12 protein-coding genes are annotated in these 13,759 nt (G+C 29.8%); 4 read left to right on the top strand and 8 right to left on the bottom strand.

Annotated elements, in window-relative coordinates; translation table 11 throughout:
* Window position 1: 1 nt before the first annotated feature.
* Window positions 2-271 (bottom strand): hypothetical protein, encoded by a 270-nt coding sequence (locus ACUN3A_RS13880; RefSeq protein ID WP_445551872.1) that lies wholly within the window; start codon window positions 269-271, stop codon window positions 2-4.
* Between the two features lie 467 nt (window positions 272-738).
* On the opposite strand from ACUN3A_RS13880, the gene ACUN3A_RS13875 reads away from it, so the two are divergent.
* Both ACUN3A_RS13875 and ACUN3A_RS13870 read left to right on the top strand, forming a co-directional pair.
* The gene (locus tag ACUN3A_RS13875; protein WP_445551871.1) at window positions 739-1,749 is read left to right on the top strand and encodes an acyltransferase family protein; all 1,011 of its coding nucleotides are present in this window, start codon (window positions 739-741) and stop codon (window positions 1,747-1,749) included.
* A complete protein-coding gene (locus ACUN3A_RS13870) occupies window positions 1,727-3,238 on the top strand; it encodes a phosphoethanolamine transferase (protein ID WP_445551870.1) in 1,512 nt (503 codons plus the stop codon). The genes ACUN3A_RS13875 and ACUN3A_RS13870 overlap by 23 nt, the downstream gene beginning before the upstream one ends.
* A gap of 113 nt (window positions 3,239-3,351) precedes the next feature.
* Here ACUN3A_RS13870 and ACUN3A_RS13865 read toward each other — a convergent pair whose 3' ends face one another.
* From ACUN3A_RS13865 to ACUN3A_RS13850, 4 genes are all read right to left on the bottom strand, one after another.
* Window positions 3,352-3,801, bottom strand: a complete 450-nt coding sequence (locus tag ACUN3A_RS13865; protein WP_445551869.1) for a hypothetical protein — start codon at window positions 3,799-3,801, stop codon at window positions 3,352-3,354.
* 165 nt (window positions 3,802-3,966) lie between these two features.
* Window positions 3,967-5,784: a TonB-dependent receptor gene (locus ACUN3A_RS13860; protein ID WP_445551868.1), complete on the bottom strand. Its 1,818-nt coding sequence runs from the start codon at window positions 5,782-5,784 to the stop codon at window positions 3,967-3,969.
* 38 nt (window positions 5,785-5,822) lie between these two features.
* On the bottom strand, window positions 5,823-6,686 hold the full coding sequence (locus tag ACUN3A_RS13855; RefSeq protein WP_445551867.1) for a PhzF family phenazine biosynthesis protein: 864 nt from the start codon (window positions 6,684-6,686) through the stop codon (window positions 5,823-5,825).
* Window positions 6,687-6,697: 11 nt separating this feature from the next.
* The gene (locus ACUN3A_RS13850; protein WP_445551866.1) at window positions 6,698-9,712 is read right to left on the bottom strand and encodes a tetratricopeptide repeat protein; all 3,015 of its coding nucleotides are present in this window, start codon (window positions 9,710-9,712) and stop codon (window positions 6,698-6,700) included.
* Between the two features lie 213 nt (window positions 9,713-9,925).
* On the opposite strand from ACUN3A_RS13850, the gene ACUN3A_RS13845 reads away from it, so the two are divergent.
* The gene (locus tag ACUN3A_RS13845; protein ID WP_445551865.1) at window positions 9,926-10,609 is read left to right on the top strand and encodes a cell division ATP-binding protein FtsE; all 684 of its coding nucleotides are present in this window, start codon (window positions 9,926-9,928) and stop codon (window positions 10,607-10,609) included.
* Window positions 10,609-11,502 (top strand): glycosyltransferase family 2 protein, encoded by an 894-nt coding sequence (locus tag ACUN3A_RS13840; RefSeq protein WP_445551864.1) that lies wholly within the window; start codon window positions 10,609-10,611, stop codon window positions 11,500-11,502. Before ACUN3A_RS13845 ends, ACUN3A_RS13840 begins: the two co-directional genes overlap by 1 nt.
* Here ACUN3A_RS13840 and ACUN3A_RS13835 read toward each other — a convergent pair.
* Genes ACUN3A_RS13835 through ACUN3A_RS13825 form a run of 3 tightly spaced genes read right to left on the bottom strand, consistent with a single transcriptional unit; the run spans window position 11,491 to window position 13,752 of the window.
* On the bottom strand, window positions 11,491-12,591 hold the full coding sequence (locus ACUN3A_RS13835; RefSeq protein WP_445551863.1) for a glycosyltransferase: 1,101 nt from the start codon (window positions 12,589-12,591) through the stop codon (window positions 11,491-11,493). The two genes, ACUN3A_RS13840 and ACUN3A_RS13835, sit on opposite strands and share 12 nt — an antisense overlap.
* Window positions 12,588-12,986 carry a sugar 3,4-ketoisomerase gene (locus ACUN3A_RS13830; RefSeq protein WP_445551862.1) on the bottom strand — a complete coding sequence of 133 codons (399 nt, stop codon included), beginning with the start codon at window positions 12,984-12,986 and terminating at the stop codon, window positions 12,588-12,590. The genes ACUN3A_RS13835 and ACUN3A_RS13830 overlap by 4 nt, the downstream gene beginning before the upstream one ends.
* On the bottom strand, window positions 12,979-13,752 hold the full coding sequence (locus ACUN3A_RS13825; protein ID WP_445551861.1) for a glycosyltransferase: 774 nt from the start codon (window positions 13,750-13,752) through the stop codon (window positions 12,979-12,981). The genes ACUN3A_RS13830 and ACUN3A_RS13825 overlap by 8 nt, the downstream gene beginning before the upstream one ends.
* Window positions 13,753-13,759 lie beyond the last annotated feature (7 nt).

Raw genomic sequence — 13,759 nt, 5'->3', positions numbered from 1 at the left:
TTTATCCTTCTATAACTTTAGCAACCACTAAAAATCCATTTTTCTTGTTCGGGAAGTTTTCCAAAATAATTTGTTTCTCCATAGCCGAACTTTCTACCACAACATCTTCTCTTAAACTATTTACAGACACAGCATTATGATTGACATTATTTACAGCGTTATTATTAGATGGAACTGCATTTTTAATTACATCAAATAATTTGTTCACAGACTCTGAGGGCTGCGCACCTTTAATACTCGACAAAATGTCGACTGTCATTGTTTTGCTCATAATTTTGTTTCGTTTAACGTCAAACTTTTAAGGTGGCGAATTTACAAAAGTTTTATTTGGGAAGCCTATTTTTTTTGAGGATTTAGATAATACTCTTCAAAAAAGATCATCAATTTAACATGATGTTAAATTTATTCACATTATATAATACAATGTTAAAATAACATACAAGTAAAGAGGAATGGAACATAGATTATAACAGATTTTATTCAATACTCTCAATTAAATACTTCGATCCATTAATTTCAAATTGAAATTCAACTTTATTCCCTAAAATATTTAAAACGAAATTGCAATTATATTTACTCCAAGAATTGCAATTTTAAAAAAATATAACATATAATAATTAATATCATTTTCTTAAAAATCAGCAGATTAATCATCAACCTTTAAAACCCGATACTGAAGCATAATTGATATCAAAACAAAATTCTATATTTGCTTAAGCAATATAATTAAATATCCTCATGAAACTTAAACCAAATTATGAAACCGAAAGATTAAATTGGATTGACCAAGTAAAAGGATTTGCAATTTTCTTGGTTGTATATGCCCATAATTTCCCTTTTAATGAAAAATATATCTACAGTTTTCATATGCCTTTATTCATTATGATTGCAGGTTTTTTTCACCCAAGCACTTCAAGTTTTACTAATATCAAAAAAAGATTTAATTTCATAATCATTCCTTATTTTATTTGGAGTTTTCTTTTATTTATCTTTTGGTTTTTTCTAGGTAGAAAATATGGAAGTAATGTTCCTTTAAATTTATCACCAATCAAAAATCTAATAGGTGTTTTTTATTCACAGGGAGGACAAAATTATATGGACTGGGGAATTCCACTTTGGTTCCTACCTTTTATTTTCTGTACCTTCCTGATTTTAGATTTAATTAAAAAAATAAACAACAAAACTTTACTCTATATTATTTTAACTCTTATCCCAATAATAGGCTTTATTTACACACGTTTCAATCAAGAAAATTTGGTCTGGAGTATAAACATTGCTATGGTAGGTTTACTTTTTTACGCATTTGGCAATTATTTTTTAAAAAAAATAACAAGTCTATCAAAGAACAACTCCATCCTTCTAATGTTTTTTATGGGATTGATCAATTTGTATTTCTATAATAGCAACACAAAAATAGATATGTACAGAGCCTACTATGGAATTGAATTTTATTTTATTTTGAACGGCATTTGTGGAAGTTTATTTATTCTTTTGTTCTTTAAAACATTTCCCTTTTTTAAATTTTTAGAATCTATTGGTAAATTTTCGATGACAATATTGGCATTACAATTATTAGCCATGACATTCATTAAGTTTACATTATTAAAAATATTTAATCAATCTGAATTTAATTTCTCAGAATGGGAAAAATTTCAATATAGTATTTTACAGATAATTATATTAACACCTAGTTTTTTTTTAATCAACAAATATTTACCTATCTTAAATGGAGGCTATAAAAAAATATAAGAAACAACTTTATTTTCATTTTATTTTAAATTTTTATTTTGGAATATTCATTACTTTCGCTTCTTTCAGTCACATCCCTTTAAATGATTTCAAAGACCATATTTATTATTTTTCTCATTTTTTAGCTGTACAGTTTTCTGTATTTGGTTTTCTTTACTTTTTAAGTTTAAATAGATTGGTGTTTACTATTGCATTCCCTTTGTTATTTGTTTTATATTCAATTATTGCTTATTGGATATATTTTCAAGATATAGCCATCTCGCAAAGTATAATTCAAGTATCAATAGAAACAAAACCAGATATTATTTTAGACCTAATCACTATTCCTTTTATATTATACATTCTATGTTCAATAATAGCTTGCATTATTATATTAAAAATATATTTTAAAATAGGTATTAATCAATTGAAATCACCGCTTATACTATTTGCAGTAATTGGAATTTTCACACATACTCTTTTTGAAAATTATAAATATGGTTCATTCAACAGAAGGCTGCCTTACAATGTTGTTTTTTCCATTAAAGACTATTTTAATCAGAACAATATAATCTTTAAACCAATCAATAAAATTTTAAAAACGAACGTTGATAGCTTAAGTGTCGTTTTTATTCTTGGAGAAAGTGTAAGAGCAGATCATTTACAATTGAATGCTTACAGTAGAAAAACAAATCCTTTTCTTTCGAAAAGAAAAAACATTATAAGCTTTCCAAACACCTATACTCCATTAACTTATACTGCTATAAGTGTTCCTCAAATTTTAACAAATGCAACTCTTACAGACGATTATAGTCAACCAAAATACTCGTTGATAGACGTATTAAATCACTCTAACATTATGACAAATTGGATTGGCAATCAGACCCCTGAAAAAAGCTACGAAACATTCATTAAACAATCAAATTACAGCAAAATAATTGATCCTCTTCATTCTGAATTGAGTTTTCAAAAAGATTATGACGAAAAATTATTACCTATTTTTAAGGAAAGATATTCCCCATATAAAAATCAATTCACAACAATACATATGATAGGAAGCCATTGGTGGTATGAAACTAGGTATCCGAATTCATTTAGAGTATTCAACCCTGTTATTAAAAGCAAACACATTCCTTCAAATTCAAAAATGGAAATGATAAATTCCTACGATAATACTATCGTGTATTTAGATTATTTCATAAATGAAACTATAAAACATGTTGAAAAATATAATTCCAATACATTAATCATCTATCTTTCAGATCATGGAGAAACATTGGGAGAAGATGGCTTATGGCTACATGCCCAAAAAAGTAAAGAAATAGAGCATCCTGCAATGCTAATTTGGTACTCCAATCGATTTAAAGAAAAGCATAGTAAAATGATAGCAATCTTAAAATCTAACAACAGCCAAGAAATAAATTTAGATTTCTTTTTTCACAGCATTGTAGATTTGTATAAAATAAAAGGAATAGAATACAGTAAAGAAAAAAGTATTTTACAAGACTAAATAACACCCCTTTCATCCATCCAATGAAACATATTTTTTAAATTTCAACATTCAAGTTGGATGGATTCAATTCGTAAACAGAACTTATATTGTCTTTATTAGTAGATTATAACCTACTCTACACTCTCAATAGTGTATTTAGTAGTATTAATCTCAAAAGCAAACCCAACTTTATTTCCCATCAATTTATTTCCAAGAGGAGATTGCGGGGATAAAGCGATGACATTAACTCCATCAACATTGATTTTTGGAAGTGCAAGACTTAGATACAAATAGATTCCATTGGCTTTTACCAAACTTCCCAAAACTATAGTTTCTGCAACTATAGATGCGTCAATTTTATCTAAAACTGCTTTTTGAGTCAATACTTCTTTGAGTTTTGTATTGAGTTTTTCCTGTTCAATGTGCATCATAGACAAAGCCGTCTCGTGCTTATCGCCAGCTGAACCTTTGGCGTCGTTCTTAGAATCTTCGGTCAAAGCCACAATCATGTCTTTGAAAACATCGATTCGATCTTGAACTAATTGATGGTATTGATTGTATATTTTTTGTTTGAAAGTCATAGAGAAGGTTTAACCGCGAAGTTCGCAAAGAATTACGCAAAGTTCGCAAAGCTAATTTAAAAATTTAATACATAAGAGATGCAAGTCAAAGTTTAAGTAAACCCAACAAAAGACAAAACCATAGCGTTCTTTGCGCAATTCTTTGTGAACTTTGCTATTATTTTCCTAAAAATCAAACTTATAATTCGCTCCCAACATCACTTGAAAACCTTGAACTGGATAATTCAACCATTTTTGATATCCTTTATTAGTGATATTATTAGCTTTCAAAAAAGTGGTAAATCTTTCGCTGTATTTGAATCGTACATTAGCATTCAAATCGAAATAGCTATCTAATGTGATAGCTCCAGGAGCTGTAACATAAACAATATCTGTGTTTAACTGATAATCTTTACGCTCGCCTATATAAAATAAATTTACGCCTGCAAACCATTTATCAGTAATCATAAAATCTGCTTTACCATTCAATTGAAGTTCTGGCAAATTCCATGCTTCTTGCTCTGCCTTTTTAGTATAGCTATTTAATGTTACATCTGCTTCAACTGTTATTCCTTTGGCTAAATCAGCTTTGATTTCTCCATAAAAACGCATTGTCGTCAAATCATCATAAACTACTTGAAATGAGTTTCCAAAACCATAATTGGCATTTGTATTGTTTTCAGTATAATCATTACTTCTAAACAATGCTTTATTTTCATCATGTATATAGGACGCTCTTACATCATAACTCACAGTGCTTGCTAATTTTCCTTTTAATCCCCCCTGAATATCATACAACTCATTTGTAGGCTTAATATTTAATGTAGGCGAAACATAAGGATTCTCATCTACAAAATCTTTATAGGTGTTTTGCTGTAAATTCCCAATGGCATTCGCATAAAATATCATCAAATCTCCCACTACGTTATATGAAGCCTTAATCGACGGATAAATATAAAACTTGTTGCTCGTATTATCTTTACCCATACTATAAACCAAGCCAGCACCAATATCTATTGTCCAATCATCTCTTTTCATCACAAAACTTGGCACTATTCCTAGATTAGTAAAGCCATATTCAATATCGGCGGTATTGGTTCCTGAATAATCCTTCTTAAAGCTGCCGTCAATATAATCAACAAAAACTTTGGTTTTGATGGCTTCATCCATCACGTCAAACTTAAAAGTTGGAGCTAGTAAAAAACGATTCTCAGCCGAACTAAATGCATCTGTAAAATGTGTAAATTCAAGATTCATATCATTTAAAACACCATCCTCAAAGGCTATAGAACCACCCGCAGTAAATGTATTATATGATTGCTGTGGATTAATACCATATACCAAGTCCATGCTTTCTGGAAGCGTCAAAGTATCCCCGAAATTTGCTGGCAATCCATACCAATTATAAATTTGATTTCGATAGCCTGCTTTTAAATTCCAAGCCATATTTTGCTGATTGTTTCCATATTGCAAATCAATTTTGGTATCATAATAGAAATCATCAAGAAGAATATCTTTTATACCTCCTTGTGACGAATTATGGCGAAACATTCCACTTACATATTCGTTATTATTAAGATCTTCATTTACATACAGTTCAGCATTTAAAGCCCCATAATTACCGATACCAAGAGTGGCATAATTTTTAAATAAACGGTCTTGTTTGGTTTTTTCAACTCCCTGGGCATTTCCTTTGGAAGGAGCAAATGTAGAAGCGACTGGAAAAGGCAAAATAGAATAATTTACATTTTCTTTTTTAGCATTCTCCTCGTTAATAATTACTGGAACTTCTTTTACTTTGAAAGCATCAGAAATTGTCGGAGTATACGGTTTTACAACATTTACTACTTCTGTACCAATATTATCTTGTTTGTTTTGAGCAAATGAAAACTGGAAAAACAAAATAAATAATACCACAAACCCACTCGATATTCTCAAAGGATTTAAAACCGATAGTATTGATTTTGTATATTTAAAAGATTTTATTTTGTTTTTAAACGCCATTGTATTTTGTTTTTTACTTCTATTTTTTTGAGTATTCATTACACTTCCCATTCCCCTTTTGCAATGAATTGTGTTTTTCCTCCAATTTTTATATCAAAATTATCTCCAACCAATTCCCCATCAAAATAAATTTGCGAAGGTCTGTTGATAAAATCTCCCTGATGATTCACCATTTTTATCTCTGTCGAATGATATTTCAAAAGAAAAGCCTGCAAACAAGTACTAGCACTTCCTGTTGCTGCATCTTCCAGTAGCTGATTATTTTCAATGCATAACATTCTGCTATATAATTTTCCATTATCAAAACAATAAAAATATAACGCTCTATGCGCTGTCTTACAATGAGCCAGCAACCATTTAGTCATTTTAACCAAGTCGAGTTTTAAATTCTCTAACGCTTCTATATTTTGAAGCGGAACAATCACAAAAGCACTCCCTGTAGTCACTTCCTGAATAGGAAATTCAGCTTCAAGATCGGTATTCTTCAAATTATTAAAAGATAAAAAATCTTCCTTCGAGAAAACATCTAAAAATTGAGGCTGTGCGGCTTGTAACCAAACTAAATCTCCAGATTGCTGAATTGGAATTTGACCAATTGGAACTGTCAACTTAAAATTTTGAGGGTTATTCGCTACTATTTTATTCATTAAAACCCACGAAGTCCCTATTATTGGATGACCTGCAAACTGCATTTCCTTTTCGGGCGTAAAAATTCTAATTGTTGCACTGTTATTTTCAGGTTGAATTTTAGTTATAAAAGTACTTTCAGCAAAATTAATTTCGCGCGCAATTTGCTGCATTTTTTCAGTACTTAAATTGTCCGAATCTAAAAAAACAGCCAACTGATTTCCAGCATATTTTTTCTCGGCAAAAACATCTACTATATAAAAAGGTAATATCATTTTGTTTGTTTTTATTTAGTTATTGATGAATTTGTTTTAGACTCTTCTGCTTTTATTTTATTCAATTCTGTTTTTGCTTCCTCAACCACATCTGGATAATCCTTGAAATTTTCAATTACATTATCCAAAATATAAGTCGCCTGATAACTATCTTTTAAACCATAATAATTTTTCGCCATTAAAATCAAGCCTTTGGCTCCATAATAACGATAACTCGAATAGTTTTTGGCCAATTTTTGAATCGCTGTATTCGAAATTTCAAATTTTCCGTCTTTATTTTTAAAGTAAGCATCATAATACAAAGCCTCTGCTGCCAACTCGCCTTTGCTTACGCTTAGTAATTTTGCGTAAGCGACTTTAGCTTTAGCCTCATCACCAGATTGCATAGCAGAACGCGCCACTATAATTTGAGCATCACTTTTTACATTTTCCTCAGTTTTTGGATTAGCCAAAACCTTATCAGCATACACTACTGAATTTGAATAATTCTTTGTTTCATAATAACATTTCATCAAATTCGCTTGCGCAAAAGTTTTATTTTGAGGAAAATCGGCTTCATTTTCTAAACGAATCAAAACAGGAATTGCTTTATCCATTTTTTTATCTTTCAAAAATATTTGAGCCAAACGAACCAAAGACTGTTCTGTATATTCGCAGCGAGGCTGGCTTATCACATACTCATAATTAGGAACCGATTTACTTTCTGATCCTTCTGTATAATACAATTGTGCTAATTGAAAATTAGCTTGTAAAATATGAACTCCATTAGGAAACTTGGTCACATAATTACTGTACCCCGAAATAGCTTGTTTGTTATTACCTTGTCCCAATTGTTTTTCAGAAGCCTCAAAAGTGTCATTATCTAACTCCAAGTCAGTAACTGCCACAAAATCCAAAGTACGTACCCAGGCAGCATATTCATCAACTTTTCCGTTATCAACATAAATCAATCTAGCCGTAGAAACCGCTTCATAAGCTTCTGGAGTTTTAGGGAATTCGGAAGCCACTTTTTTAAATTTAGCAATAGCCAAATCATCTTTATCGGAATTATAATAAATCAATCCTTGTCGCAAAATAGATTTTGAGGTATAGGAACTGCTTTTATAATTTGCAATTAATTTATCATAAGCCTTTATAGCCAAATCTTGCTTATTCTCGGCTACATATGTATTTCCTAATTCAAACAAAGCATCATCTTGATAATCAGATTTTGGATACAATGTCAAAAACGCATTCAGCTCTTCTATTTTTTTGCTGTTTTTCGAAAGAAATCCGTAACAAAGCGTTTTCTGGAAATAAGCATAATCAGCATCTACACTTTTTGATTCTATTACCTTATTATAAGCATCTAATGCAACCTGATATTTAGTAGTTACAAATCGGCAATCAGCAAGACGCAAATAAGAATCATTTAGACGAACCTTATCTATTTTATTATTGTCAATTTGACTTTGGAAAGAATTCCCAGCTGTGTCATACTCTTTTAATTTGAAATTAGCGTAAGCAATATTATAATTAACGTTTTTATATTCAGCCGTTTCTTTGGATTTTGGCAAATCTAAAAACTGTTTGTAGCTCAATAAAGCTTCTTTGAAATTTTCTAAATTAAATTCGGATTCAGCTTTCCAAAAAGCAGAACGAGCAGTAATTATAGGGTCTTTTGGTTCTTTTAAACCTTTTTCGAACATAGACAATGAACCAAAATAATCACTATCAGTGTACAATTCCAATCCTCTATAGAAAACAACTTTTTGATAAACTCCTCTGTTTTCTGATGATTTGTTTTTCTCCAACAAAGTCAACGCTTCCTTATAATTCTTGGATGAAATATAAGAGTCTATTAATAATTTTTCTATCGCATTATTATTTGGATTGGTTGGATATTTATTCATAAAAGCCAATAAAACTTCAGGAACACTTTGGTATGAATTCCCAATTTCATAACTCAATTTGGCATAATTGAAATTGGCATCTTCCTGCAGTTTCAAATTAAAATTCATTTCGGATGCATTCTTGAAAGCATTCAAAGCCTGTTGTTTTTTATTGGATTCCAAATAACTTTCTCCCAAATGGTAATACGCATTTTGAGCGATAAAATCATTTCCATCAATAATTTTATTGAATTGAGAAATGGCATTTTCATAATCCTTCTGAACATAATAAGCGTAACCTAATTGATAAAAATCGGTGTTGTTCCATTTCCCATTTTTACCTTTATATCCTACCAAATAAGGAATTGCTTTGTCGTATTGTTTTAGATTAAAATAGCTTTCACCAATGATTTTATTCAATTCAGATTTTTCTTCAGGAGTAGAATTTGGCATTGCTTTAATTCCTAAATCAATGGCTTTTTGAAATTCACCTGATTTAAAACTCATGTCGGATTTGTAGTAAGATAATTTCTCGGCATATTTTTCATTTCCGGAAACTTGGTCAAATTGCTTATTTGCTTCGGCATAATCATTCGATTCATAGGCCATGAAACCCATATAATATTTGCTTTGCGTGCCATATTCATCAGAACTGGTTACTCTGCTAAAATAACTTTTGGCTTTTTGAGCATTTTTAGCATCAAAATAAGTGTATCCTTTTTGGAAATTATACTTGTTGCGCTCGCTGTCTTTTAAAACACTTTCGTCAACTCTTTCAAACCAGTGCATGGCTTCTTTGTATTCGCGACGATCAAAATAGTAATAAGCAACATCTATAAAAGCCTGATTTTGTTTTCGGCTAGCAGGATATTCTTCTACAAAGCGATTAATAAGCTCCTCGGCATTATCCTGATCGGTACGAATAGCACAATTGGCGATATAATAAGCGCAATCGGATTGCAAACCTTCGGTAACAGCCTTCTCTTTTACCTGCTTAAAAATAATTTGTGCCGATGCATATTGTTGATCTTCATATAAAGAAATCGCTTTATCAAAATCTTTTAATGGGTAGGTATAAATTGTTGATTCTTGAGAAAACAGGAGGGTTATTGGAACAAAAAAAAGGAATAAAAAAAGCCTGATATGTTTACGCATTGTTGTTTTTATTTAGTCTTTCAAAGATATTTAAACTGTTTCTATAACGGAAGCCCGATTGCTTTTATTATAAACTATTTTTAAACACATTCTAAAATCAATCCTTCCTATCAGAATAAAAAAGATTGTAATAATTAGAATTTGGATTTTATCTTTTGTTATTTGTTATTTGGATTTTATCTTTTTACTTTTACCCAATAAACAAATTCTATTATGTCACAATCAGTACTGTCTTTAAAAAACGTAAACATATATCAAGAAGGAAAAGCTATTTTATCTGATGTAAATTTAGAAGTCAATCACGGCGAATTTATCTACATCATTGGAAAAACTGGTTCTGGAAAAAGTAGTTTATTAAAAACATTATATGCTGATTTGCCATTATTAGAAGGCGAAGGTAAAATTGTAGAATTTGATTTAGCTACTTTAAAAGAAGATGATATTCCGTTTTTGAGAAGAAAATTTGGAATTGTTTTTCAAGATTTTAAATTGTTACCAGATCGTACTGTACAAGACAATATGCTTTTTGTTTTAAAAGCAACTGGTTGGAAAGACACAGAGGGCATGAATGCTAAAATAGAAGAAGTGCTTTCTAAAGTAAACATGGAAGATTTTGCGAATAAAATGCCACATCAATTGTCTGGTGGTGAACAACAACGAGTTGCTATTGCAAGAGCCTTATTGAATGACCCTGAATTCATTCTTGCCGATGAGCCAACGGGGAATCTTGATCCACAAACAAGTACCGAAGTTCTTGAAGTTTTAAGAAAAATCAATGCCAACGGAAAAACAGTCATTATGGCTACTCACGATTATGCCTTGTTGATGAAATTTCCAAGCAAAACTTTAAAATGTGAGGATGCGACTATTTTTGAGGTTGTACAAAGGACTGTATAATGCTTTCAATACTTATACCTACTTATAATTATAATATTTATTCTCTTGTTGAAGAATTAGAAAAACAATGTAAGAATATTGATATAAATTTTGAAATACTTTGCCAGGATGACTGCTCTAATTCTTTATTAAACACTAAAAATAAAGAAATTAAACTTCTTCATAATTGCTTTTTTTTTATCAATGAGACTAATATAGGAAGAGGCAAAAATCTAAATTCTTTAGTTACTAAAGCAAAATTTGAATGGATTCTTTTTTTAGATTGCGATACCTTTCCAACAAAAGATAACTTTATAAAAAACTACATAGAAACTGCTTATCAAAACGATTTAATAGTATTTGGTGGAATTGTTTATAAGAACAAAAAACCTGAAAGAGATGCTTTATTGCGTTGGATTTATGGTCAAAAAAGAGAAGCTTTATCTTTAAGTAATAGAAATAAAAGACCAAATTTCTCTGCTCTAACTTCCAATTTATTAATCAAAAAAGAGATTTTTTCAAAATATCCTTTTGATGATTCAATCACAAAATATGGTTACGAAGATTTGTGTTTTTTTGCTGTTTTAAATAACAATCATTTTGAAGTTAAGCATATTGAAAATCCAACCTATCATTTGGATTTAGAAACTTCCAATTTATTTTTAAAAAAAACCAGAACAGCTCTCGAAAACCTTAATTTTTTAGAAAAGTCCAATAAAATATCCGAAAAAGAAAGTAAAATAATTGTAGCTTATCAAAAATTAGATAAGCTTAAACTGACCCCTTTTATTGCTTTTATATTTTCAAAAATACAACTAAAAATAGAAACCAATTTACTTTCTGAAAACCCTTCTTTATTTTGGTTTGATATTTACAAATTGGGTTATTATTGCCAATTAAAATCATCTAAGTAAAACGTCTTTAAATAATTCTTCCCAAAGAAGCATAATCTTATCTTTTGAAAAAATTGAAGCTTTATTTACAGCATTTGCACCTAATTGTTTTTGCATTATTTTATTTTGCAACAAAACATTAAGCTCTTCCATATATAGTTTTTCATTATTATCCGGAATTAATAATCCATCAACATCATTCTCTATAATGTTTCCCGGACCAATTGGGCAATCATAAGCTATTACCGGTAATCCCAAAGACATTGCTTCTAAAAGTACTATTCCGAACCCTTCAAATCTTGAAGTCATCAAAAAAATGGAAGCTTCTTTATATATTTTTTCTATATTCTTAACGGGCAATAATAGATCTATTTTGTCCTGAAGTTGCAGCTTTTCAATTTCTTCTTTTAATAAAAAAGTCTCTTCGGTAAAACCTCCGTAAATTTTCAATTTCCATTCTGGATTTTGAGAACTAATTTTTTTCCAAATCGGAAACAATCTATCTAATCCTTTTTCATACGAATGCCTTCCGATTGCAATAGCAACTTTCGAGGTTAGTTCACTCTGTTCCTTTGGTTCAAAAAACAATGCATTTGGGATAATTTTAGCTTTATGAAAACCCCATTCGGCAGCACTATTTTTGGTAAGGAATACAACCTGATCAAATTTAGTAATCGAAAAACACTTAATAATGGAATGTAATTTTCTTTTCAAAAACAAAATAAGAGAAATCTTCCTATTTATTATTTCCCTTTTCGAACCATGAACTTCTAAAATAATCGGAATCTTAGTTTTTAAGAGCAAGGGCAATAAGAACCCTTTTAATCCATTATCCGAAACCACAATTATATCTGGACAAATCTGATTAACAACTCTTTGAACAGCCTTTTTAAAGTTAAAAATATAAAATAAAGATTTGTTATTAAGTCCCAAATTAGTGAGATGTATCTTTTCATTAAAATCATAAAAAGTCGAATTTTCAAAAGTTTCATTGTAAACAATAACAACCTGATAATTAAATCTTTTTACAAAATAATCCGATTTTGAAGCCAGTGTTTTCTCTACACCTCCTGCTGTTGAAACTACCGAAGTTACATATAGGATTTTCATTTTGTAGTCGCTAAAAAAGTATTATAATCACGAATATAATCTTCTTCTACAAAAACATCAGAAGCAACAACAAGACAAACCGCTCCTGATGAAAAGTTTTGCAATTCTCTCCAAATTCCAGGTGAAATTAATAATCCCAAATTAGGTTTGTTGAGTAAAAAAGATTTTTTTTCAAAACCAACATCAAGAACAACCTCAAAACTTCCACTAAGTGCAATTAAAATTTCCTGCTGTTCAATATGTGAGTGACCGCCTCTGAAAGCACTACTAGGAACATCAAAGAGGTAATACACTCTTTTTAGTTCAAATGGCAAAACATCATTTTGCAGGAATGCCAAATTTCCACGAACATCTTTTATTACTGGTAATTTTATTAATTGTATATCGTTAAGCATTATTTTGGTTTTGTAATTTATAAAAATCTATTCTTCCTAATTTGGCATTTTTTAATGCTTCTCCAATTTGATTTATTTTTAGTTTCCTTTGTTTTAAATCAAAAAAAAGTTTCATAGCTAAATGAAATTTACAGTTTTTCTTTAAAACTCTTGCCAAAAAAGCCCCCTGAATATAATACCTTTGCTTAAAATCTAATCTATCTGTAGTTGTTATTACTGGATTAATCGCAATCACTTTTGGAATATAAACTAATTGTTGCTTTTTTAATTTTAAATCTGTTAAAAAAATAGCCTCTTCTCCCATTAAAAAATTAGCTCCCAAACCAAAATTGACATCAAACATTACCTTCGCTTTTTCTAAAATAGCTTTATTAATCGTAATCTCTGAAGAAAAAATTCCAAATAAATCAAGCAGACTAAGATTTGTTTTCGATTCTTCTAAATATTTTCTAAATAATTCGCCTTCTGGATTTTTAACCTGAAAACTGATAACTACAGCAAGAGGATATTCATTATAACTACGAATTATTAAAGAATCAAATCCTTCTTTAAAAATTTCATCATCATCTGAAATTAAAAGTATACTTTTTCTACTCTTTTCTAAACCTAAATTCCTACTCTTAGACAGACCTTTCTCTAATGAATTTATCACTCGAACAGAAGAGAAATCGGAATTCAATAAATTACTTCCCTCTGTTTGATTAATGATAAGAATTGAAAATTCAGAGAAATGACAAAAAGGAAACATTGGAATCAAAAAATCCAAATTCGTC

Source organism: Flavobacterium sp. WC2509, assembly GCF_052683105.1.
The sequence above is the reverse complement of the archived record's forward strand: the minus strand, read 5'-3'. Positions and strand labels throughout refer to the sequence as shown.